20 protein-coding genes are annotated in these 22,899 nt (G+C 67.6%); 4 read left to right on the top strand and 16 right to left on the bottom strand.

The annotated features are described in order from the left end of the window. Window positions 1-76 precede the first annotated feature (76 nt). From QO015_RS12250 to QO015_RS12225, 6 genes are all read right to left on the bottom strand, one after another. A complete protein-coding gene (locus tag QO015_RS12250) occupies window positions 77-1,408 on the bottom strand; it encodes an ABC transporter substrate-binding protein (protein ID WP_266279121.1) in 1,332 nt (443 codons plus the stop codon). Between the two features lie 212 nt (window positions 1,409-1,620). Continuing rightward, window positions 1,621-2,988, bottom strand: a complete 1,368-nt coding sequence (locus QO015_RS12245) for a putative bifunctional diguanylate cyclase/phosphodiesterase (RefSeq protein WP_266279123.1) — start codon at window positions 2,986-2,988, stop codon at window positions 1,621-1,623. Between the two features lie 86 nt (window positions 2,989-3,074). Next, window positions 3,075-4,670: a cryptochrome/photolyase family protein gene (locus QO015_RS12240; RefSeq protein WP_307289969.1), complete on the bottom strand. Its 1,596-nt coding sequence runs from the start codon at window positions 4,668-4,670 to the stop codon at window positions 3,075-3,077. After that, window positions 4,660-4,833 carry a DUF2256 domain-containing protein gene (locus QO015_RS12235; RefSeq protein ID WP_266279125.1) on the bottom strand — a complete coding sequence of 58 codons (174 nt, stop codon included), beginning with the start codon at window positions 4,831-4,833 and terminating at the stop codon, window positions 4,660-4,662. Before QO015_RS12235 ends, QO015_RS12240 begins: the two co-directional genes overlap by 11 nt. Window positions 4,834-4,837: 4 nt before the next feature. Then, a complete protein-coding gene (locus QO015_RS12230) occupies window positions 4,838-5,575 on the bottom strand; it encodes an SDR family NAD(P)-dependent oxidoreductase (protein WP_266279127.1) in 738 nt (245 codons plus the stop codon). A 47-nt stretch (window positions 5,576-5,622) separates the two neighbouring features. Then, window positions 5,623-6,642 carry an AraC family transcriptional regulator gene (locus QO015_RS12225; RefSeq protein ID WP_266279128.1) on the bottom strand — a complete coding sequence of 340 codons (1,020 nt, stop codon included), beginning with the start codon at window positions 6,640-6,642 and terminating at the stop codon, window positions 5,623-5,625. A 94-nt stretch (window positions 6,643-6,736) separates the two neighbouring features. Between QO015_RS12225 and QO015_RS12220 the strand changes: the two genes are divergently transcribed. Then, entirely contained in the window at window positions 6,737-8,164 is a 1,428-nt protein-coding gene (locus tag QO015_RS12220; RefSeq protein WP_266279129.1) for a DUF1254 domain-containing protein, read from the top strand. Between the two features lie 42 nt (window positions 8,165-8,206). Here the strand turns inward: QO015_RS12220 and QO015_RS12215 are convergent, their stop codons facing one another. The 6 genes from QO015_RS12215 to QO015_RS12190 all read right to left on the bottom strand — a co-directional run bounded on the left by QO015_RS12215 (window position 8,207) and on the right by QO015_RS12190 (window position 13,263). Further along, window positions 8,207-8,839 carry an NADPH-dependent F420 reductase gene (locus tag QO015_RS12215; RefSeq protein ID WP_266279131.1) on the bottom strand — a complete coding sequence of 211 codons (633 nt, stop codon included), beginning with the start codon at window positions 8,837-8,839 and terminating at the stop codon, window positions 8,207-8,209. Between the two features lie 31 nt (window positions 8,840-8,870). Continuing rightward, window positions 8,871-9,779 carry a TolB family protein gene (locus QO015_RS12210; protein ID WP_266279132.1) on the bottom strand — a complete coding sequence of 303 codons (909 nt, stop codon included), beginning with the start codon at window positions 9,777-9,779 and terminating at the stop codon, window positions 8,871-8,873. A gap of 42 nt (window positions 9,780-9,821) precedes the next feature. Continuing rightward, window positions 9,822-9,977 carry a hypothetical protein gene (locus QO015_RS12205; RefSeq protein WP_266279133.1) on the bottom strand — a complete coding sequence of 52 codons (156 nt, stop codon included), beginning with the start codon at window positions 9,975-9,977 and terminating at the stop codon, window positions 9,822-9,824. 94 nt (window positions 9,978-10,071) lie between these two features. Beyond that, window positions 10,072-10,893 carry a 3-keto-disaccharide hydrolase gene (locus QO015_RS12200; RefSeq protein WP_266279134.1) on the bottom strand — a complete coding sequence of 274 codons (822 nt, stop codon included), beginning with the start codon at window positions 10,891-10,893 and terminating at the stop codon, window positions 10,072-10,074. 52 nt (window positions 10,894-10,945) lie between these two features. Continuing rightward, the gene (locus tag QO015_RS12195; RefSeq protein ID WP_266279135.1) at window positions 10,946-11,932 is read right to left on the bottom strand and encodes an aldo/keto reductase; all 987 of its coding nucleotides are present in this window, start codon (window positions 11,930-11,932) and stop codon (window positions 10,946-10,948) included. A gap of 62 nt (window positions 11,933-11,994) precedes the next feature. Continuing rightward, a complete protein-coding gene (locus tag QO015_RS12190) occupies window positions 11,995-13,263 on the bottom strand; it encodes an AGE family epimerase/isomerase (protein ID WP_266279137.1) in 1,269 nt (422 codons plus the stop codon). 251 nt (window positions 13,264-13,514) lie between these two features. Here QO015_RS12190 and QO015_RS12185 point away from each other — a divergent pair, with 251 nt between their 5' ends. The 3 genes from QO015_RS12185 (at window position 13,515) to QO015_RS12175 (ending at window position 17,971) form a co-directional block, all read left to right on the top strand. Further along, window positions 13,515-14,522 carry a zinc-binding alcohol dehydrogenase family protein gene (locus QO015_RS12185; RefSeq protein WP_266279139.1) on the top strand — a complete coding sequence of 336 codons (1,008 nt, stop codon included), beginning with the start codon at window positions 13,515-13,517 and terminating at the stop codon, window positions 14,520-14,522. Next, window positions 14,522-15,628: a mannitol dehydrogenase family protein gene (locus QO015_RS12180; protein ID WP_266279140.1), complete on the top strand. Its 1,107-nt coding sequence runs from the start codon at window positions 14,522-14,524 to the stop codon at window positions 15,626-15,628. Before QO015_RS12185 ends, QO015_RS12180 begins: the two co-directional genes overlap by 1 nt. 120 nt (window positions 15,629-15,748) lie before the next feature. Beyond that, window positions 15,749-17,971, top strand: coding sequence for a glycoside hydrolase family 95 protein (locus QO015_RS12175; protein WP_266279141.1), 2,223 nt, complete (start codon window positions 15,749-15,751; stop codon window positions 17,969-17,971). A gap of 3 nt (window positions 17,972-17,974) precedes the next feature. Here the strand turns inward: QO015_RS12175 and QO015_RS12170 are convergent, their stop codons facing one another. From QO015_RS12170 to QO015_RS12155, 4 genes are all read right to left on the bottom strand, one after another. After that, complete coding sequence (locus QO015_RS12170; protein WP_266279142.1) at window positions 17,975-19,018, bottom strand: LacI family DNA-binding transcriptional regulator; 1,044 nt, start codon at window positions 19,016-19,018, stop codon at window positions 17,975-17,977. A 121-nt stretch (window positions 19,019-19,139) separates the two neighbouring features. Beyond that, window positions 19,140-21,194 carry a beta-galactosidase trimerization domain-containing protein gene (locus QO015_RS12165; RefSeq protein WP_266279144.1) on the bottom strand — a complete coding sequence of 685 codons (2,055 nt, stop codon included), beginning with the start codon at window positions 21,192-21,194 and terminating at the stop codon, window positions 19,140-19,142. Window positions 21,195-21,211: 17 nt separating this feature from the next. Then, the gene (locus QO015_RS12160) at window positions 21,212-22,033 is read right to left on the bottom strand and encodes a carbohydrate ABC transporter permease (RefSeq protein ID WP_266279146.1); all 822 of its coding nucleotides are present in this window, start codon (window positions 22,031-22,033) and stop codon (window positions 21,212-21,214) included. After that, a complete protein-coding gene (locus QO015_RS12155; protein WP_266279147.1) occupies window positions 22,030-22,896 on the bottom strand; it encodes a carbohydrate ABC transporter permease in 867 nt (288 codons plus the stop codon). Before QO015_RS12155 ends, QO015_RS12160 begins: the two co-directional genes overlap by 4 nt. Window positions 22,897-22,899: the final 3 nt, after the last annotated feature.

The raw sequence follows: 22,899 nt of genomic DNA, 5'->3' as shown, positions 1-22,899 counted from the left end.
AAACGCACAAAAGCGAACCCGCCCGCTCGAAGGATCAGACCTCGGAGCGGGCGGGCACAGATATCACGAAACCGGCTCAGGAACCGATGATCTCGACCCAGGCGGCATGCGCATCCTTGATCGCCTGTTCCGGCGTCTTGGAGCCGGCCAGCGCCAGCGCCAGCTCGTCGGCCAGCGTCTGCTGCAACTTCGGCGTCTCGGGCGTCGTCGGCCAGGGCAGCGCGTTCTCGAGCGCGCCGGCCAGCGCCGCCTGCACCTGCGGGGCGAAAGCCTTGTACTTCTCGGAATAGAGCAGCGAGGTGCGGTCCGGATCAATGCCCGAGCCCGTCAGCGTGATCAGCTCCTCCTGATATTTCGGGCTGGCCGCGAACTTGATGAGCTCCCAGGCGGCTTCCTTCTTCTTGGATCCCGACGAGACCGCGAAGGCGAAGCCGGCATTGAGGGCGAGACGCGGATCCTTGTTGGCGCCGCCGACCGGGATGCGCGTGACGCCCCACTTGTCGACGATCTGCGAGCCCTTCGGATCCTGTGCATAGACGCCGAGATCGGACCAGAACTCGATGAAGCCGACCTTGCCGCCGAGGAAGGCGGGGAGGCCCTCTTCGAAGCGGGTCTCGAGCGGCGTCGGCAGCGCATAGGGATTGGTCGCGACCAGCGCCTTGGCGGCTTCGAGGGCGGCGGGGCTGTCGAGCGCCGAGCTGCCGTCCTCGTCGAGGAACTTGCCGCCGTAGCCGGCGAGGCGATTGGCATAGCTGGAGCCGATGATGATCGGCGCCTTTCCGCCGAGCACCGCCGCGCCATAGATGCCGTTCTTGGACTCGGCCTCGGTGATCTTCTGGATCGCGGCGAGATATTCTTCCCAGGTCGTCGGCACGGAGACGCCGTTCCGGTCGAGAATCTCCTTGTTGTAGAAGAGGAGATGGGAGTCGCCGTCATAGGGCAGGCCGTAGCGCTTGCCGTCATAGAGCGTATAGGTGTCGTAGATCAGCGGGATGTAGTCTTCCGGCTTGATCTCGGCCTTGTCGCGCTCGATCCACTCGGTCACGTCCTCGGCGATGCCGTCCTCGGCCAACTGGCCGATATTCGTGTACCAGTAGTCGAGCACGTCGAATTCGTTGACGCCCGACTGCACGTCCAGCGTCGCCTTGGCGCCGACCTGGTCATAGGGGACGATCGTCACATTGACCTTGGCGCCGGTGGCGGCCTCGAAGTCTTCCGCGAGCTTCTTGCCGGTGACGGCATGCGACTGGATGATGAGGAGGTTGAGCGACTGGCCGGCCAGCGGCTTGTCCGCAGCGAAGGCGGCGCCGGCACCGGCGAGGAACGGCAGGGCCGCGCCCGCGGCGGCGGTCTGCAGGAAATGCCGGCGGCTGAGGCCACGCCTTGCCCCGTTGTCGTTGATGGCCATTCTGGAACTCTCCCCGTAAGCGACCGGGCACCCCGCGGGTGCCTGAAGATTGAGCTAGTCTGCTCATGCCGAAGGCGGTCGTCCACGCATGGCCGTGCGTTGCGATGGCGATTCAGAGAACCACATTCCAGATTTGACCGAATTCGGGAACGCGATTGCGCAGCGACCGCTGGTTGTCGCCTGTTCGTCGCGCGTGTGCCAATTTGTTCGGATCAGCCGGCGGCGTGGACTGGTCGAAGCTCCAGGCGTCCGGAACGTGACGAAATCCACGCGACGAGGTCATCGGCCGGGACCGGCTTGCTGAACAGATAGCCCTGATAGGCCTCGCACCCGCATGCGCCGAGCCACTCCCGCTGTTCTTCGGTCTCGACGCCCTCGGCGATCAGCGTCATGCCGAGGCTCCGGCCAAGGTCGATCACTGCCCGGACAATGCCCTGATCGCGCTCGTCCCGCAGGACGTCCCGAACGAAGGTCTGGTCGATCTTGATCTGGTCGAAGGGAAGGCGCTTGAGGACATTGAGCGAGGAGAAGCCAGTTCCGAAATCGTCGATCGACCAGGAGATTCCAAGCCTGCGCAGGGCGTGCATCCGGTTGGCGACGCCATCGATGTCCCGGACCAGAACGCCCTCCGTCAGTTCAAGCTTCAACTTCGCGGGCCGGACGGCGCTTCGCCGCACGATCTCGGTGACGAGCTGTACGAAGTCGGGCTGCCTGAACTGCGAGGCGCTGATGTTCACCGACATGGTGAGGTGCGCGACGGCCGGATTGTCGGCCCAGGCGACGAGCTGCGCGCAAGCCGTCTTGATCACCCATTCGCCGAGCGGCAGGATCAGGCCCGTCTCCTCGGCAAGCCCGATAAACGTCTGCGGCGAGATCATGCCCTGCTGCGGATGCTGCCAACGGAGCAACGCCTCCACGCCGAACACATTGCCGGAATTATCGATCTGAGGCTGGTAATAAAGGCGAAAATCACCGCGCGCCAATGACTTGCGCATCTCGCGTTCGAGGGCATGGCGCGCCGCGAAATCAGCCTGCATCAAAGCCAGTACGACGAACAGAGAGATTACGGCCGTGACGTTGTTGATCCACACGCCGGGAGCACGGACATCCATGGGCGCCGTCAGATCCGGATCGAGAAAGCCGACATCCGTCGACGCGAAGACCAGAAAGGCTACGGCATACAAAAACGGGATAAAAATCCTTAGGTATAACTTGTCCTTTTCAAGGATAAAGAACAATCCGGCTGCGATGGGAAGGAAATACATATGCGTGGATCGGGGAATGTCTCCGACAGGTACATCGAGCATGCAGAGAAGTATGACCATGAACAAAAGTCCATGCGCCAATACGATCGTCGCTGTACGCAGCTTATGCTTCCAAACCAGCGAGAGGACCGGAATTGAAAGCGAAGCCAGAGAAAGATGCAAGGCAGCGAGCAGCCACCTGTCTTGAAAAATATAGAGGATCCCCCATCCAATGCCGAGCAGCAGGACCACGAGACTGCCAAACAGCAGCAAAAGCTGCACCCGGCGCCGCCGTCTCTGCTCCGGCACCCAGCCAAATGTGTGTTTGAGGTCCATTGCTCATCTACTGCCGCTCGCGCGTCGGAAGTCAATCAAGGCAAGGGCGCAAATCACGGTTGAAGTCGCCTCGGCGCATGCCCGGTTCAGCCGAAAAGATCGCCCTGCTCGGCCTGACGGGGGGCGGCATAGGTCGAGCCGGCGGCATCGAGCTTTTCCAGCCACGCCTCGGCGGCGCGGAGGACTTCTGCGCGCTGGCCCGCCTCCATCGCGTCCAGCGTCCGATAGGGCATCGCCATACGCGGGTTGCCGGCGAGGCGGTCGCGGTTGACGCTCAGGAAGCGCCAGTAGAGCACATTGAACGGGCAGGCCTTCGCGCCGGTCTTCGCCCTCGGATCATAGGCGCAGCCGGCGCAGTAGTCCGACATGCGGTCGATATAGGCCCCCGAGGCGGCATAGGGCTTCGACGCGAGCAGCCCGCCATCGGCGAACAATGCCATGCCGTGGACATTCGGCAGTTCGACCCATTCGAACGCATCGGCATAGACGACGAGATACCACGCCTCGACCTCGGCGGGGCGGATGCCGGCGAGCAGCGCGAAGTTTCCGGTCACCATCAGGCGCTGGATGTGATGCGCATAGGCGTGGCGCCGCGTCGCCGCGACCGCCTCGGCCATGCAGGCCATGTCGGTCTCGCCCGTCCAGTAGAAGTCCGGCAGAGGACGGTCCGCGCCCAGGACGTTGCTCTCGGGATAGTCCGGCATGCGCAGCCAGTAGACGCCGCGGACATATTCCCGCCAGCCGAGGATCTGGCGGACGAAGCCCTCGACGGCGTTGAGCGGCGCGCGGCCGTCGCGCCAGGCGGTTTCGGCGGCGGTGCAGACCTCTCCGGCCGTCAAGAGGCCGATATTGAGATAGGGCGAGAGCACGGCGTGGAAGAGGAAGGGCGCACCGCGCTTCATCGCATCCTGATAATCGCCGAAGCGCGGCAGCAGCTCGGCGACGAAGCGATCGAGCGCGTCGAGCGCATCCTTCCGCGTCACGGCCCAGCCGAAACCGTCGAGATCGCCGAAATTGTCGGGAAAGCGGCGGCGCACCATGTCGATGACGGCGCGCGTGACCGCGTCCGGCTCGACGCGGTGGCGGCGTGGCACGCGCTCGCCCTTCGGCAGCGCCTTGCGATTCTCGGCATCGAAGTTCCAGCGTCCGCCGGACGGTGTTTCGCCCTCCATCAGGATGCCCGTCTCGCGCCGCATCTCGCGGTAGAAATGTTCCATCCTGAAGGAGCGGCGCCCCTTCGCCCATGAAGCGAACCGCTCGCGGCTGGCGAAGAAGCGCGTATCGGGCCGGATCTCGACCGGCCGCGCGAACCGCTCCGTCCACCCCTCCATGACCTCGCGCAGCCGCCACTCTCCGGGCTCGGTGACGATGATCCGCTCGGGGTCGAGACGCTTCACCGCACGGGCGAGTTCGCCGGTGAAGGAGCCGCTGTTGCCGTCGTCCTCCAGGGCGACATAATCGAGCGGCAGGCCCTCGTTGCGCAGTTCCTCGGCGAAGTGGCGCATCGCCGAGAGCACCAGCACGATCTTCTGCACATGATGCGGCACATAGCTCGTCTCCTCCGCGAGCTCGGCCATCAGGATGCGGTCGCGCTCCGGATCGAAGCCTTGCAGCGCGCTGATGCCGCGGGTCAGCTGATCGCCGAGCAGCAGGACGAGGTTGCGGATGCCCTCACTCGCCACGGCCGCTCGCCCTCCTGCGGCGGCGTGCTTCCTCGCGGCAGCGGTCCGAACAGGTCTCGATCGTGTCCCACACCCGCGACCAGCGCTTGCGCCACGCGAAGGGCCGCGCGCAGACGGTGCAGGTCTTCACCGGCAGATCGCCCTTGCGGCGCAACGGCGGCATGCGCTCAGCCCTTCGCGCGCAGCGTGGAGCGGCCGCCATCGACGCCGATCACCTGTCCGGTCATCCACGCCGCCTCCGGCGACAGCAGGAACGCCGCGAGGCTCGCGACATCCTCCGCCTCGCCGAGCCGCTGCATGGGGTGGAGCTGCGCGATCGCGGCCGCCATGCTCTCGGACTGCGTGAGAGGAGCGGCGAGCGGGGTGCGCACCAGCGACGGCGCAATGCAATTGACGCGGATGCGGGGCGCGAGTTCGGCAGCGAGCGACAGTGTCAGGCCCTCGACCGCCGCCTTCGCCATGCCGACGGAAGCATGGGCGGAGAAGCCCTGGCGGGCGGCTATGCTCGAGACCAGGAGCACCGAGGCCGCGCTCGAGCGCTTCAGTGCGGGCAGCGCCGCCTTGACCGCCAGCATGGCGCCGAGCGCGTTGACGCGGAAATCGTCCAGCGCCTCCTCGGCACCGATGCGGCCGAGCGGCTTGAGATTGATCGTGCCGACCAGATAGGCGAGCCCGTCGATCGTCGTGCCCGCTTCCTCGCTGACGCGCTCGAACAGTGCCGCGTCGCGAACGTCGCCCGCCGTCCAGGTCGCGCCGGTGGCGGCGGCGAGGCCAGCCAGCCGGTCGGCATCGCGTCCGACGAGATGCAAGCGGTGTCCCTCGGCGGCGAGCCGCCGCGCGAGAGCCGAGCCGATCCCGCCCGTGCCGCCATAGATGAGGATGTGACTGGGATCCGCCGCGGCCATGTTCGCTCCCTTCGATGGAGCTTATACGTCCGGGCCGCGGTTGTGGTTCAGGCCGGCGCGGCGGCGGGGCGGCGCTCCCTGCGCCAGTGAGACGGCGTCGTGCCCGCGGCCCGCCGGAACGCCTCGGAGAAGACGCCCGGCGAGGCGAAGCCGAGGATGGTGGCGATCTCGCCGAGGGGAATGTCGGTGAGTTCCAGCAGTTCGCGGGCGACGGCGCGCCGCACCTCGTCGCGCAGCGCCTCGAAGGTCGTTCCTTCCTCTTCGAGACGGCGCCGCAGCGTCCGCGCGCTGATGCCGATCTCGCCGGCGACCTGCGTCATCAGCGGTTCCTCGGCGACGAGCGCGCGCCGCAATTCGTGGCGCACCCGCATCGAGAAGCTCGCGCCGGCCCAGCGGCCGTCCTGGCGGGCCAGGTCGAGCATCCGCCGCCGCGCCGCCGGATCCGATCCGGGCAGGCGGGTATCGAGCACCGCATCGTCGAGGATCATGCAGGTCTCATGGCGGTTGAAGCGCACGGGCGCTCCGAGCAGCCGGGCATAGATCGCCGGGTCGGCCGGTGGACGATGCGAGAGGTGGAACTCGAGCGCATCGGCGCGTGTGCCGGTCAGTTCGCGCACCATGCGGATGCCGACGCCGAGGATGATGTCGTAGAGGACGCGTGTGCCCGGTGCCGTCCCAGCATAGCAGCCATAGCCGAAGGCGTTGTCCGGTCCCCGGCGATGCAGATAGACGATCGCGCCGCTGGAATAGCCCGGCTGCCAGGTCACGAAATCCTCGAGCGCCTGCCTGAGCGTCGCGCAGCTCTTCATCAAGGCGCCGACCCGTCCGTGATGGTCGAGCCGGAAGCGAAGGCCGCAGAGCACGCCGAGATGCTCGCAGCCCGAGAGCGCGGCGGCGCGGTCGAGCAGCGGGAGGACGATGCGGAAGGGAAGGCGCCTGTCCGGCTCGAACGCGCCGGGGTCGAGGCCGAAGGCGGCGAACAGCGCCGGGACGTCCACGCCGAAGCCGGCCAGGAGGTCCGGCAGCTCGGCTGCGACTCCGATCCGCTGCGTTGCCTCGGGGTTCACGACGGTTTCGCTCAAGTTTGACCTTTCAACCGAAACGGCGATCCGGCCGGGACGCTATCGTGCCGGCCCTTTCGTCACCATAGCGGAGATCGCCATGAACCTCACCCGACGCGGCTTCGGTCTCGGTGGAGCCAGTCTGCTGGCGCTTGCGGCCGGAACTGGCCATGCGCTCGCCTTCGAGGGGCCGCTGGCGGATCTCGTCGAGGGCACGGACGAGTTCCGGACGGCGGTCGATGCCTATGTCTACGGCTATCCGCTTGTCACGATGGAATATACCCGCCGCATCATGACCAATGTGGCGGCCGGGGAGGGGACCCGCGGTCCGATGGGCGCCCTCATCAAGCTGCGCGAATATCCCGATGCCAGCTTCCGCGACGTCACCGCGCCGAATGCGGACACGCTCTACACGACCGCCTGGTTCGATGTCGGCGACGAGCCCTGGGTGCTGGCGCAGCCCGATATGGGCGATCGCTACTTCCTGCTGCCGCTGCTCTCGGGCTGGACCGACGTCTTCGAGGTGCCTGGCAAGCGCACCACCGGCGGCGCCGCGAAGACCTTCCTCGTCACCGGGCCGGGCTGGAGCGGGACGGTGCCCGAGGGCATGACCGAGCTCAAGTCGCCGACAAGCATGGTCTGGCTGCTCGGGCGCATCTACTGCACCGGCACGCCGGAGGACTATGCCGCCGTCCATGCGCTGCAGGACGCCTTCAAGCTCCAGCCGCTCAGCAGCTGGGGCAAGGAATGGACGCCGCCCGCCGGCAAGGTCGATCCCGCGATCGACATGAAGACGCCGACCCGCGACCAGGTCAACGCCCTCCCGGCGGCCGACTATTTCACGCTGCTCGCCGAGCTCATGAAGCGCAACCCGCCCGCCGCCGCCGATGCGCCGGCGATGGAGCGTTTCGCGACGATCGGCCTCGCGCCCGGCCGGTTCGATGCCTCGAAGCTCGACAAGCGCGCCGATCGCCGCATTCCCTCGGTCGGCTACGACAAGATCATGCTGCATTTCGTCGATTCGGACGGCGACATCACGCGCGAGAACGGCTGGTCCTTCACCACCAAGGCCGGCATCTACGGCACCGACTATCTGCAGCGCGCGCTGGTCACCGCCATCGGCCTCGGCGCAAACCGGCCGCAGGATGCCATCTACCCGACCTCGCTGAAGCCGAATGCGCTCGAGAACTACAGCGGCGAGCATCGCTATGTCTTGCGCTTCCCGAAGGGCCAGCTGCCGCCCGTCCAGGGGTTCTGGTCGCTGACCATGTATGACGAGCAGCTGTTTTTCGTCGCCAATCCGATCAACCGCTATTCGATGAGCATCCGCACCAATCCCGTCTATGGCGAGGACGGATCGCTGACCATCTACATCCAGAACGAGAGCCCCGGCGCCGACAAGGAGGCCAACTGGCTTCCCGCGCCCAAGGGCAAGTTCCACCTCATGCTGCGGCTCTACTGGCCGACGGAAAGTTCGCCGTCGATCATCAATGCGACCTGGGCGATCCCGAAGGTCGAAAAGGTATAGCGCGCCGTCGGGGGCGGCGCGCAGGTCCGGCGGGCTGGAGGCTCAGGCCCCTCCCGCCGGACCATCCTCCCGGATGACGGCGAGGTTGAAGCCGGGATGGCCGAAGCGCCGTTCCAGCGCCATCCAGAGCGGGATCAGTTGCTCCATGGCCCGCGCTTCGGCGAGCGGACCGAGATCGATGATGTCCTGCCAGCCGAAGCTTCGCAGAAGCTCCACCACCTCCGCCTTCGCCGACAGGTCGTTGCTGGCCACGAAGACGCTGTGCGGCCGGCCGAGCGCGACAGGATCGACCATCAGATGCGCGCTGACGCTGTTCAGCGCCTTGACGAGCCTCAGCTTCGGGAACGCCGCCTGGATCGCCTCGCCGATCGGGATCAGGATCGGCTGGTCGACGGCGCTGTTGTAGTTCGCGATGTCGACCATGATCTTGCCGTCCACGGCGCAGGCGGAAAGGATGCCGATGGCTTCCTCGCCGGGCAGGGCATTCACCAGCCACTCGCCATGCGCCGCGGCCTCGGCATAGGACGCGACCCGCGCCCCGGCCGCCGACGCGACGGATTGCGCCCGCGCGCTGGCCGGATCGCGGCTGCCGAGGACGACGTCATGGCGGAGGGCGGCGAGCTTGCCGGCGAGCGCGCTCCCCACCTGGCCGGTTCCGAGGACGGCGATGCGCATGGGGCTCTCCTTCGAAGGGAATGGTGCCGGCCTAGCCGGTCGGATAGGCGACATAGGCGAAGCGGCGGCTGTCCGGTGCCCAGCTGTTGACGTTGATCGTGCCCTGGCCACCGAAGAAGGCAACGAGATCGCGCTGGCCACTGCCGTCCGGGTTCATCAGCCGCAGGACGACGTCCTTGTTGGCCGGATGCCCCGTGGTGCCGGGCGGATAGCTGATATAGACGACCGCCTTGCCGTCTGGGGAGACATGCGGGAACCAGTTGACCCTCTCGTCGAAGGTCAGCTGCTCGATGCCCGTGCCGTCCGGGCGCATGCGGAAGCACTGCGCATGGCCCGGAATGGTCGCCGCGCGCTCGGCGTTGAAATAGATCCAGGCGCCGTCGGGCGAATATTCCGGCCCGTCATTGGGATAGGCGACATCGCTGAGCCGCGTGTCCGGTCCGCCGGCGGCGGGGATCGTGAAGAGGTTGATCCGCTTCGCCCCTGCCGGCCCCTCGACGGCCACATAGGCGAGCGTCAGCCCGTCGGGCGATATGCCATGCAGGTAATAGTGATGCGGGCTCGCATGGTCGTTGGAGACGCGGCGCGGCTCGCCGCCGGTGATCGCCACGGCATAGAGATGGCCGTCATTGTTGCTGAGATAGATCGTCTGGCCGTCCGGCGAGAGGACATGGTCGTTGTTGAGATCGCGGATGGTGCCGGTCTCGATCCTCTCGGGCAGCGATCCGCCCTCGGCCGCGATCCGCCAGATCTCGCCGCCGGCATTGAAGATCAGCCATTTGCCGTCCGGCGTCCAGTTCGGCGCCTCGATCACCTCGTCGGCTTCGAGGACGACCGTCGGAGCGCCGCTGGCGAGGTCGAAGGTGACGAGCTTCGCGCTCTGGCCGGGCAGCAGGCTGCGGCCCTTGCGGGTGAAGATGGATCGAACTTCGAGGGCCACGATGCGGCTCCTTGCTTCGAGGGGACGGGAGGCGTGCCGGCGTCAGCCGCGCGCGCCGAGCTTGACGAGAGTGTCGTAGGAGCGCTGTGCAAGGGTCCGCCAGTCCGCCGGTTCGTCGTGCTCGACGACGAGATGATCGGCCGGCGTCTCGGGGAACAGCGGCCACGGCGCCGCCCAGTCGACGATGCCATCGCCCATCGGGGTCCAGCCGCCTTCGGCCGTGGTGCCGGGCGGCGCGGTGTCCTTGACCTGGATGGCATAGAGCCGGTCCTTCCAGTGCTTCAGTGGCGGCTCAGAGCGGCGTGACGCGGATGTTGCGCCAGCGGCAGGCCGCCTCCGGCGCCCAGCGCTCCGCGCCCATGCGCGGATCGTTGTCGTGGACCTCGAAGGCAATGTGCCCGGCAGTGCCGAGCTTGCGCAACACCGCGGCGCCGTCGAAATCCGGATAGGTCATCGTGGCGGTATCGAGTTCGGCGACAAGCAGCCCGTTGATCCAGACGGTGATCGTCGGCAGCGCGCCGACCATGCGGATGCGGAAGGCGTTCCAGTCGCCCCACTTCCACGCCTTCAGGAACTCCTCGCCCGTGGCCTTGCGCGCGAGAAGCGCCGGCTTCCAGTCGTGGATCGGCTCGATGGTCGTCGACAGATCCTCGATCCTGAGGCGAAGCGGCCTGCCGGCGTCGTCGCGCTCGACATCGACATTGAAGTTGATGGCGTGGAAACGCCCGATGCCGTTGCCGTAGAAGCCGCCGATATTCCCGGACTTCCGGTGGTCGACGAGCACCTGATAGCCGGTGGTGCCCTCGGCTGTGGCGCGCAGCATGATGCCGGTATCGGCCGGCCAGTCGGGCCGCGCCTCCAGCTCGAGCTCAAAATCGCCGAACGCCCCTTCGCTGACGAGATAGGCGCCGAGGCCGCTCCCCGGCGGGTCCTGCCGTCCGCAGATCGCGCCGTCCTCGACGGTCCAGCGCCCGAGATGGCCAAGCGCCCTCCGATAAGCGTCGGTGTTGGTCGGAAGCGGTGGATCGTCGGCGCGCACCGGCGTCGGCAGGCGCGGCGCGGCCCGCCAGCCCTTGAGGGTCGATCCGTCGAAAAGCGTGATGGCCTCGGCCATGGCGGTCCTCCCGTCCTGGTTCCCGGCGACCGGTGGCTCCTCCCGAGGCCGGTCAGGGACGATAGTCGAAGAGATTTCCCTCGTCCGGCACATGCGCGGCGATCATGTCGCTGATCGCGGTCATCCGCTCGAAGACCGCCGGGTCGACAGCGCCGCCGAGCGCGGCGAGATTGGCCTCGCATTGCGCGCGGCTGCGGGCGCCGACGACGACGGCGTCGATGCCGGGGCGGGCGAGGCTCCAGCGGATCGCAAGATGCGCCAGCGGTCGCCCGGCCTCGCGCGCCACGCCCTTCAGCTCCTCGACGCCGGCATGCACATGCGGCCAGATATCGGCGCGGAACGGCAGAACGCGATGGCGCTGGTCGTCACCGGAAAGGTCGGGCGTCGGGCCGAACTTGCCGGTCAGGATGCCGTGGGCGAGCGTCGAATAGGCGACGACGGCGATGCCGTTCGCGGCGCAATAGGGGATGACGTCCCCTTCGGCGTGGCGCCAGAGGAGGTTGTAGCCGAGCTGGTGCGCGTCGATGCGGCCAACCTCCTGCACCTGCTGCATTTCTGCGACGGAGAAATTGCTGACGCCCACCGCGCCGATCTTCCCGGCGCGGCGCGCCGCTTCCAGCGCCTCCATGCGCGGCCGCATGTCGGCGCCGCCGCGCGGCCAATGGATGTAGAAGAGGTCGATATGGTCGGTCTTCAGCCGCCTGAGGCTGTCGTCGACCGCCGCCGCCATCGCGGCGCCGCCCGGGTCGGCGGGGTTGGCCTTGGATGCCAGGAAGATCTCGCCGCGCCGCCCGGCGACGAAATCGCCATAGATCTTTTCCGAGCGCCCGCCGGCATAGCCGGCGGCCGTGTCGAAATGGCGGATTCCGGCCTCATAGGCGGCGGCGATGGCGCCGGCGAAATCTGCTTCCTGCGTGCCGCCGGCCGAGGCCGGCGTGTAGAGGGAGCCGCCGAAGGCGACCGGCAGCAGCGGCGGCGAGCCGCCGATCCGCAGCCTGCGGATGGAAGCATCGATGGTGGGGGCAGCGGGTTCGCTCATGCCGGTCGTCCTCATCGCCGAGCCGTCCGGCTCGGCGCCGGACGGCCGCCGTCAACGTCCCGTCAGAGCTGGCCGGCTTCGGCGGCGAGACCGCGTGTGATGCTGCCGCTCGCCGGCAGCAGCGGGATGAGGCAGGCCTGCAGCGAATGATAGAGGTCCGGCCGGCCGACGAAGACGCGCGAGACCGGCTTCAGCTCGTCGTCGATCTCCGGATACCAGCCGCCGTGGCGCGGATCGATCAGGTGACGAGCGGTGAAGTCCCAGATGCGGCGATACCATTCCTCGAACCGCGCATCGCCGCCGGTCTGGCGCAGGACGGCGGCCGCGCCGATCCCTTCCGCGCAGGGCCACCAGTAACGATCCGAACGGGCCGGCCGATCCTGCCAGTCGAGAGTGTAGTAGAAGCCGCCGCGCGACCCGTCCCAGCCGATCTCGCAGGTGCGCAGGAACAGCGACCGCGCCGCCTCGATCAGCCATTCCTCGCGGCGCCCGCCGAACTCCCAGAGCTGCACCAGCAGCCGGCTCCATTCCAGCGCATGGCCGGGTGTCGTTCCTGCCGGGCGGAACATCGGATCGCCCTCATAGTCGCGGTCGACGCTCCAGTCGGCGCGGAAATGCTCGGCCACCCGCCAGCCTTCGGCGCGGGCATGCTTGCCGATGATCAGCGCAGCGATGCGGCCGGCCATGTCGAGATAGCGCTGCTGGCCGGTCGCCTCGAAGGCCGCCATCAGCGCCTCGGTGAGGTGCATGTTGGAGTTCTGGCCGCGATAGGGGCCGAGCGGCTGCCAGTCGGCGGTGTATTCCTCGGTCGTCGCGCCGGCGGCGTCGTCCCAGAAGTGGCTGAGGAGCACTTCGGTCGCGTCGGCGATCAGGCTGTCGGCGCCGGGATGACCGACGACCTTGGCCGACGAGCCGGCCAGCAGCACGAAGGCATGGCCATAGGCCTGCTTGGTGGCATTGGTCGGGCCATGGTCATCGACGCCCCAGAACCAGCCGCCCTCCTTCTTGTCCTCGTGATGGCTGCGCAGGAAGGCCATGCCATGGTCGACCATGCGGTCGGCGCCCGGCAGGCCGATGAGATGGGCGATGGCGAAGCAGTGCACCATGCGCGTCGTCTCGTGCAGATAGCGCACCGTGCCGCCGGGGCCGGGCGGGGGCAGCGGCTGACCGGCATCGTCGAGCGCGAAGAAGCCGCCGGCCGGGTTGAGCGCGGATTTCTGGAAGAAGGCGATCAGATCGCCGGCCTGGCTCTTCAGCCAGTCGCGATGGCCGGGGCGCGCCACCAAATCGCTGCCGCCGGTGCCGATCCAGGTTGCTGTCTCAACCGCCATCGTCGTTCTCTCCCTGTCGCGGCCGGGCCGCGTCGATTGTTCTTCCCGCCGACAGACATAAGGGATCGCGTCGGCATCGCCTAGCCGATGCGCGGCCTTTCCTTCGCCTTTCGAAAGGCGCCCACGAACCGGCCGATCACGAGTTGACAACGATATCAAACTTGCATGCTTTGTCGCTGTCATTGCAGTGGGAACGCCGGCCTCTCCTCGGGACATCGAGGGCCGGATTCGGGCAGGAAGGAGCGACGTCGATGCGTGCCATCGTGGTGGAGAAACCGGGCTCAATCAGCCTTGCCGAGCGGCCGGCTGCCGAGGCGCCGGCACCGGGCTGGGTGGCGATCGATATCGCGCGGGTCGGGATCTGCGGCACCGACTACCACATCTTCGAAGGCAAGCATCCCTTCCTCGTCTATCCCCGGGTGATCGGCCACGAGCTGTCCGGCGTCGTCGCCTCCGATAGCGAGGGCTGGAAGGCGGGGACGCGCGTCATCATCAATCCCTATGTCGCCTGCGGCACCTGCCATGCCTGCATGCGCGGCAAGCCCAATTGCTGCATGCGCATCGGCGTGCTCGGCGTGCATCGCGACGGCGGGCTGTGCGAGCGGATCAACGTGCCGGCGATCAACCTGATCGCGGCCGGCGATCTCGACGAGGAGGCCGCGGCAACCGTCGAGTTCCTGGCGATCGGGGCCCATGCGGTGCGCCGTTCCGGCCTCGGTGCGGCCGACCGCGTGCTGGTGGTCGGCGCAGGCCCGATCGGCCTCGGGGCTGCGCTCTTTGCCCGCCGGCGGGGCGCGGAACTGCATCTCGTCGATGCGAGCGCGGAACGGCTGGCCATGGTGGCGGACCGCTTCGGCTTCGCCAACACGCATGTCGCCGGCGATCCTGCGGCACTGGTCGCAGCCGCGACCGAAGGCGACGGCTTCGATACCGTCTTCGACGCCACCGGCAATCCGCGCGCCATGCAGGCGAGCTTCGGCTATCTGGCGCATGGCGGCAGCTATGTCATGGTCGGGGTCGTCCCGGACGACATCACCTTCAACGATGCCGAATTCCACAAGCGCGAGGCCACGCTGTTGGCGAGTCGCAACGCCACATCGGAGGATTTCGCGACCGTGGTCGCCGCGCTCGCAGACGGCAGCATCGACCATCGCAAGCTGATCACCCATCGCACGACGATGGAGGATTTCCCGGCGGTGATGGCCGAATGGGCCCGCGACCGCAGCAGCCTGATCAAGGCCATGGTGAGCGTCTCGTGATGGCCGCGCCGATCATCCAGTTCGGGACCAGCCGCTTCCTGCAGGCCCATGTCGACCTGATGCTCTCGGAGGCCGCCGCGGCGGGCCAGGATGTCGGCCGCGTCACGGTGGTCGAGACGACCGGCTCGCCGGCCTCCCGCGCCCGCATCGCCGCCTTCCGCGAAGGGAAGCCCTATCCGGTGCGCATCCGCGGCCTCGTCGACGGCAAGCCGGTCGACGAGGAACGGCAGGTTTCAGTCATTTCGGACGGGCTGTCGGCGCGCGAGGATGCGGCGCGGCTGGCGGCGCTCTTCGCCGGGCCAGTGTCGACGGTGGTCAGCAATACCGGCGACCGTGGCTATGACGTCCCCGAAACGCCCGTCCCGACGCTGGAGGGCTGGAGCACCTTTCCGGAGCTGCTGACCGCGCTGCTCTTTCATCGCTTCGAGGCGGGCGGCGGCGGCATGACACTGTTCCCCTGCGAACTCGTCGAGCGCAACGGGGCGCGGCTTGCGGCGCTGGTCGACGCCCTAGCGGTCCGGGGCGGGCTGCCGCAGGCCTTTCGCAGCTGGCTCGCCGCCGAATGCCGCTTCGTCGATTCGCTGGTCGACCGCATCGTCTCGGCGCCCATCGAGCCGGTCGGCGCCGTCGCCGAACCCTATGCGCTGTGGGCGATCCGGGCGATGCCGGGGCTGGTTCCGCCCTGTCGGCACACCGACATCCAGGTGGTCGACGACCTCGATTTCATCGAGCGGCGCAAGCTCTTCGTGCTCAATCTCGGCCATACTCTGCTGGCCGATCGCTGGCTGCGCGAGGGCCGGCGGCAGGACGAGACGGTGCGCGAGATCATCGCCGATCCGGCCGTCCGGGCCTGGCTGGAGACGATCATGCGCAGCGAGGTGATCCCGGCCTTCGGCGACCGGCAGGACGAAATCGCGGCCTATTTCGCGGTGACACTCGACCGTTTCGCCAATCCGTTCCTCGATCACCGCCTCGCCGACATCGCGCAGAACCACGCCGCCAAGATCGACAGGCGCGCCGGCGGGCTTGTCCGCTTCGCAACATCGACCGGACATTCTTCAACATTTCCCATGCTCGGCGCGACATTTCCCGACATTGCCGGCTGAAGCTGGCCGCGCGCGCGGAAACGGGGAGATATCGACGGTAGTTGATATCGATATCAATTTCGTTGACGGGCGGCCGACCGTTCCGCATGGTCGCCGGGTCATTCAGAAGGGGTTGGACCGATGGCTCCGTGGGATCTCTGGTATCGTCGGCCGGCGGTGGCGTGGACCGAGGCGCTGCCGGTCGGCAACGGGCGATTGGGCGCCATGGTGTTCGGCGGCGTCGGGCGCGAGCGGCTGCAGCTGAACGAGAGCACCTTCTGGGCGGGCGGTCCCTACCAGCCGGTCAATCCTGAAGCTCTGCCGCATCTGGAAGAGGTGCGCGGCCTGATCTTCGCCGGCCGGCATGCCGAGGCGGAGGCGCTCGCCAATCGCTGCCTGATGGCGAAGCCGATCAAGCAGATGTCCTACCAGCCGATCGGCGATGTCTTTATCGACTTCGGCCATGACGGCGCGGAGGACTATCGCCGCGGCCTGTCGCTGGACGACGCGGCGGCGACGACGCGCTACCGCGCCGGCGGCGTCACCTACACCCGCGAGCTCATCGCCTCTCCGGCGGACGACGTGATCCTGATGCGGGTTGCCTCCGACCGGCCGGGCGCGCTTGCCTTCCGCCTGACCCTCGAGAGCCCGCAGCAGGGCGCGATGATGCCGCCCGGCCGCGACTGGATCGGATTTGCCGGCAAAGGACCGGATGCGCACGGCATCGCCGGCGTGCTCCGCTTCGCCGTCAAGGCGCGCGTGCTGACGGAGGGCGGCGACTGCATGGTCGGCGCCGACGGCATCCGCGTCGAGGGCGCGACCGAGGCGCTCGTCGCCATCAATGCGGCGACCAGCTTCGTGCGCTTCGACCGGGTCGACGGCGATCCGATGGCGCGCGTCGATGCCGGTCTGATGGACCTCTCCGCCGGACGCTGGGCAGACCTCAGGGCCCGCCATGTGGCCGAGCATCGGCGGCTCTTCGGCGGCTTCGCGATCGATCTCGGCACGAGCGCGGCGGCGGAACTGCCGACGGACGAGCGCATCGCCGGCTTCGCCGAGGGCGGCGATGCGGCGCTCGCGGCGCTTTATGTCCAGTATGGCCGCTATCTCATGGTGTCGTCGTCCCGCCCTGGAACGCAGCCGGCCAATCTGCAGGGACTCTGGAACGAGGAGGTCCAGCCGCCCTGGGACAGCAAGTACACCGCCAACATCAACCTGCAGATGAACTACTGGCTGCCGGACCTCGCCGGTCTCGGCGCGTGCTTCGAGCCGCTGATCGCCATGGTCGAGGATCTCTCCGAGACCGGCGCCGTCATGGCGCGCGCGCATTACGACGCGCCGGGCTGGGTGCTGCACCACAACACCGACCTGTGGCGGGCCACCGGGCCGATCGACGGCGCGCAATGGGGCCTCTGGCCGACGGGCGGCGCCTGGCTCTGCGTCCAGTTGCACGACCACGCCGATTATCGCGGGGACGATGCGGTCCTCGGGCGCATCTACCCCCTGATGAAGGGCGCGGCCGAGTTCCTGCGCGCCGTTCTGGTGCCGCTGCCGGGCACCGATCTTCTCGTCACCAACCCCTCCGTCTCGCCCGAGAACGTGCATCCGAACGGCGCCAGCATCTGCGCCGGGCCGGCCATGGACAGCCAGATCGCGCGCGACCTCTTCTCGCGGACCGCCGCGACCGCGCGGCGGCTCGGCCGCGACGAGGCCTTCGCCGCCGAACTGGAGGCGCTGCTCCCCCGGCTTCCCGCCGACCGCATCGGCGCCGCCGGCCAGTTGCAGGAATGGCTGGAGGACTGGGACCTCGATGTCCCGGAGATCCATCACCGCCATGTCTCGCATCTCTACGCGGTCTATCCGTCCTGGCAGATCGATCCCGACACGACGCCGGAACGCGCCGCCGCGGCGCGGCGCTCGCTGGAGATCCGCGGCGACGATGCGACCGGCTGGGGCATCGGCTGGCGCATCAATCTCTGGGCGCGGCTGCGCGACGGCGCGCATGCCCATGACGTGCTGGCGCTGCTGCTCCATCCCGAGCGCAGCTATCCCAATCTCTTCGATGCGCATCCGCCCTTCCAGATCGACGGCAATTTCGGCGGCGCCGCCGGTATCATCGAGATGATCGTGCAGTCGAAGCCGGGCGAATTGCTGCTGCTGCCGGCGCTGCCGCCGGCCTGGCCGAAGGGAAAGGTCGCCGGTGTCGGCGCGCGGGGCGGCCTGACCGTCGATCTCGACTGGGCGGACGGCGTCCCGACCGGGATCGTCCTCCATGCGGCGAAGGCGATCGCGCTCGATGTCCGCTTCGGCGGCGCGCTCATGCCCGTGACGCTCGCCGCCGGCGAGACACGCCGGCTGCTGTAGGGCTCAGCGACGCGGCCGGCCGGCGGAGCCGCGCAGGATGATGTCGCAGCCGAGCGTGATCGAGCGGAACGGCCGGGTCTCGCCCGGCCCGAGCCGGGCGACGAGCAGGTTGGCGATCGAATCCGCGATGCCGTTGATCGGCTGCGCGATCGCGGTGATGCCCGGCTCGTGCAGGCGGAACAGCGGCACGTCGTCGAAGCTGATCAGCGAAAGATCGGCCGGCAGGTGGAGGCCGTTGTTCTTCATCCACATCAGGACGCCGATCGCCATGCCGTAATTGGCGGCGAAGATGGCGGTCGGCGGTTTCGGCAGCTGCATCAGCTGGCGCGCCGCCTCGTAGCCGCCCTCCGCCCGCCAGTAGCCGCCGACGATATAGGCCGGATCGACGGCGATGCCGCACTCGCGCAGCGCCGCCTCGTAGCCGTCCAGGCGCTGGCGCGCCGAGGAATCGACGAGGTCGCCGCTGATCATCGCGACGCGCTCATGGCCGAGATCGAGCAGATGGCCGACCACGCGCTGGCTGACGGCGGCGTTCTCGACCGCGACGCGGTCGGCGACGACGCCGGTGATGTCGTTGTTGTAGAGCACCACGGGGATGCCCTCGGCGATCACGGCCTCGACGCGCTGGCGCATGCCCTGCACGCTGTCCATGATGAGGCCGTCGACGCGCTGCTGGGTGAAGAAATCGAGCGCGTCGGCAAAGACCTGCGGCTCGTGGCCGTGGAAATACATGACGAGGGCGCGGCCCGTGGACCGGAGCTGCGCCGAAAGGCGCTCCACCATCTGGGCATGGAACTCGTCGAAGGTCGGAATCAGCACGCCGATCATATGCGTGCGGTCGGTCTTCATCGCCGCCGCGACCGCGTTGCGGCGGTAGGAGAGCTTTTCGATCGCCGCCTCGATCTGCTGCCGGTTGCCGCGGCGAATCTCCCGTCCGTTCAGGAAGCGCGACACCGTGCCGATGGCGACACCGGCAACTTCGGCAACATCGGCGATGGTGGCCGCCTTGCGCCGCGGCCCGGCGGCCGGAAACTCCTCGTCTGTCATGATCAGGCGGCGGCTCCTTTCCCTGAACGACAGGGATGCTGTCCTTCTAGCCCAAGCAGCCGGCACGTGCCATGCGGCGGAACGGGCGTCCCGCCCGCCGCATGACGTCTCGGTGGATCGTCTAGACGCCTTCGATGACGACGGCGCTGTGGATGTGCAGGCGCGGCAGCGTCACGGCGATGCGGCCGTCCTCCTCCGCCTTCCAGGCGACATCCTCGCCGCTGAGCGCGTCATAGACGCGGCTCGGCGTGCCGGCGAGCTTGACGCTGGCGGTGACCGGCCCGATCGCCGGGATGTCCTCGATCATCTCGAGCACGCGCGTTCCGGTGTCGGTGGGCACCGCCTTGCCGCGCACCTGCGGGGCGCCATAGAGGAGATGCAGCACATGTCGCTTCTCCGTTTCCTGGCGGGCCAGCGTGGCGCGGCCGGCCGAAGGGAGATCGGTTGCCAGCACCGGATCGGGAATCAGGCGGCGGATCAGCCCGCGCACGACATACTTGTAAAGCGGCTGACCGTAGTCGTGGTACATCGAGAAGATCGGGAAGGCGATGTAGCCGATCCCCTTGTGCTCGGTGACACCGGCGCCGAGCGTGTCCGCCGCCGGATCGTCCGGCGTGTGCTGGTGCGAGCAGTAATGCTTGTAGCTGCGGTTGAAATAGGACGGCACGATCGAGGCGAGCACGGTCGCGGCGCCCGGCTTGATCGTCTGCCCGGTGGCATACATGACGAAGGGCGCCTTCGGCAGGCTGGCGTCGAGCGCCGCCGGATCGGCGACGAGATAGGACGGGTTGAACGCAACCGGCCCGCTCGACTTCTCAAGGCCCATGTCGAGCGCGAAACCCGTCTCCGTCAGCCCGGACGTGCCCGAGAGCAGCAGCTTGCCTCCGCCGGCGACGAAGGCCTCGAGCCGCTTCGCCAGCGCGGCATCGACGGTGATCGCATCGGGAAGGATCAGCAGGCGATAGCCGTCGAAGGGAGCCGTTCCATCGAGCACGTCGAAGGGCAGCTTCAGTTCCTGAAGCATCTGCGCCGCGCCATCGTCGCTCGGATTGTTGCGCGCCCCCACGGGATGGAAGAACTCGGCGGCGAGGATCGCGATCTCGGACACCTGCTTGGCGCCCTTCAGATAGGGCTCCAGCCGCTCGAGCCGCTCATAGGCCGGCGCGATCGTGGCATAGGTGTCGTGATTGATCGCGCCGTTCGGATGCAGCTGGTCGCCGACCAGGCACTTGGCGCCGAGCGCCGCCATCTGGCCGACCTCGTAGATCAGCGCCTCGGGATGCTTGAAGCCGCCGAACTCGCCCCATGACGTGTGGAACTTGCCGGTCTGGCCGAGGAAATCCATGCCGAGCGTCGCGGCATAGCGGGCGCTGGACGGGAAATGGTCATAGCCCCAGCCGCCGGTCGGCAGGCTTTCGAGCTCCAGATGGGTGTAGGTCCGGAAGCGCTGGCGGCCCTGCTTGTGGATGTGGCCGCAATTGTAGAAGACGCGCAGCGCCGGATATTCCGCGAAGAGCGCATCCGAGACATAGCGGCGGAACTCCTCGTTGACCGCCTCGTCGTTCTTCAGCCGGTCGGCCGGGTTCTCCGGGTCGAGACCCTCGGCGAGCATGCGCTGCGTGCAGGCCGAGCAGACGCAGTCCGGCGTCAGCACGATGTCGAAGAAGAGGCCGGGCACCTTGCTGCCATAGCGCGAGGCGACCTCGCGGGCCTGGTCGAGGATATAGTCCTTCACGCCCTGATGGTTGAGGCAGAGTGTGTGCCAGGCTGGCGACAATTGCTTGAGGCTCGACGGATCGCCGGGCAGCGCATGCTGGAAGCGGTTGGTCGCGCTCATCGCGCGCCATTCGGGATGCTCGCGGACGGAATTCTCGTCCCATTGCACCGAGATATAGACCGGCGTCTCGATATCGACCGCGGCGCAGGCCTCGATCATCGCGCCCATCAGGTCGGGCTTGGCGAGGTGGGGATGCGGCTTGCCGACATTGGTGGGGTAATAGGACCAGCCGTGATGGCACTTGGCGAAGATCGTGACCGAATCGACATGCGCCGCCTTCAGCGTATTGGCGAAGTCCTCGGCGTCGAAGGCGGAGCCGATCCCGGGGATATGCTCCGAGGTATGGAAGTCGAGATGGATCTGGCGGTAGCGGAGCGGCTTCGGCTTGATGTCGGACATGATGGACCTTTCGGCAGTCACTCTTTGGTGCCCGAGCGCGTCTGCGCCCCGGCTGCGAAATGGCGCTGGAAGATGACGAAGACGGCGAGCGGCACGATCGTCGTGACGAGGGCGGCCACCGAGCGCATGTCCCAGTTGAGATCATAGGTGCCGGCGATACGGGCGAGCAGGACGGGCAGCGGCACGTCGCTCCTGAGGAAGAGCAGCGGCAGGAACAGCGCGTTCCAGCACCACAGGAACTGCAGGATGCCGACCGCGATGATCGAGGTCACCGAATTCGGCAAGACCACGAAGAAGAAGACCTGGATCGGGCCGGCGCCGTCGATCTTGGCCGCCTCGATCAGCTCCTTCGGGAAGTCCTCCAGGAAGTTCTTCACGAGGAAGATCGACCAGGCGAAGGAAAGCCCGACATAGGGGATCAGCACCGCGAGGATGTTGTCGAGCAGCCCCGTCTGCCGCCAGAGCTGGAACAGCGGGATGACCACGACCTGCTGCGGCAGCACGAAGGCGTTGATGATGATGATGAGCAGCGTGCGGCGGAACGGGAACTTCAGGAAGTGGAATGCATAGGCGGCCGCCGGCGTCAGAAGCATCGAGGCCAGCGTCGCGAGGCCAGCGAGCTTGATGGTCGTGATCAGCGACTGGAGCAGCGGATATTTCGACCAGACATTGCGCCAGGCGTCGAGCGTCAGCGTCACATGGTCGAGCCGCCACCAGCCGAGCACGACCTCGGCCGGCGGGCGGATGGAAAGGACGATGATGCCGATCACCGGGATCATCCAGATGACCGCGATCACGCCCACGATGGCGGTGATGAGGAAGCGCGCGCGTCCGCTCATCGTGCACCTGCCGTGCGCTGGATGATGGCCGGAGCCGAGATGACGAACACGGCGACGAGCAGGATGACGGTCGCCGCGGCGCCGTAGCCGAGTTTGAACTGCGTCATCGACTCCCGGTACATGAAGAAGCCGACCGTCTCGGTCGAGCGGACGGGGCCGCCGCCCGTCAGGACATAGATGATGTCGAAGGCGCGCAGGCTCCCGAGCAGGTTGATGAACACCGCGACGCGCACGCCGGGCATCGAGAGCGGCATCATGATGTAGCGCATCATGGCGCGCGGGCCGGCGCCGTCCATGGCGGCCGCCTCGAGCACGTTCTTCGGGATCGACTGCACCGAGGCGAAGCAGAGCATCAGCGGCAGGCCGACCTGCGCCCATGACGCCGCGACGATGAGGCCCCAGAGGGCGGTGTTGGGGTCGCCGAGCCAGGCATGCTGGAACTGGCCGAGACCGATGGCGCCGAGCAGCGCGTTGAGCAGGCCGCTCTGGTCGGGGCGCAGGATGCCGAGCCACATGAAGGCGCTCACCGCCTCCGAGATGCCGAAGGCCGCGAAGATCATGACGCGGAAGGGCAGCGTCGCCCTCGGCGCGAAGGAGCACATCATCGCGAGCAGCCAGCCGAGCCCGACCGAGATCGAGGTGGTGGCGAGCGTCCAGATGACGGTGGTCCAGATCGTCTTGCGGAAGGCGGGATCGGCGAACAGTTTCAGATAGTTGCCGATGCCGATCCAGCGCGGGGCGCCGAGTCCCTTGATGTCGTAGAAGGACAGGCGGATCGTGTCGAACAGTGGATAGACGACCGAGACCGCGAAGAGCACGAGCACGGGCGCGATGAGAATGAGGCCGGCGGCCGATTCCGGCATCGG

The organism is Kaistia geumhonensis (assembly GCF_030815145.1).
In the GTDB taxonomy this organism is placed as follows: domain Bacteria; phylum Pseudomonadota; class Alphaproteobacteria; order Rhizobiales; family Kaistiaceae; genus Kaistia; species Kaistia geumhonensis.
Note: the sequence above shows the minus strand (reverse complement) of the source record. Positions and strands in the feature narration are given on the sequence as shown.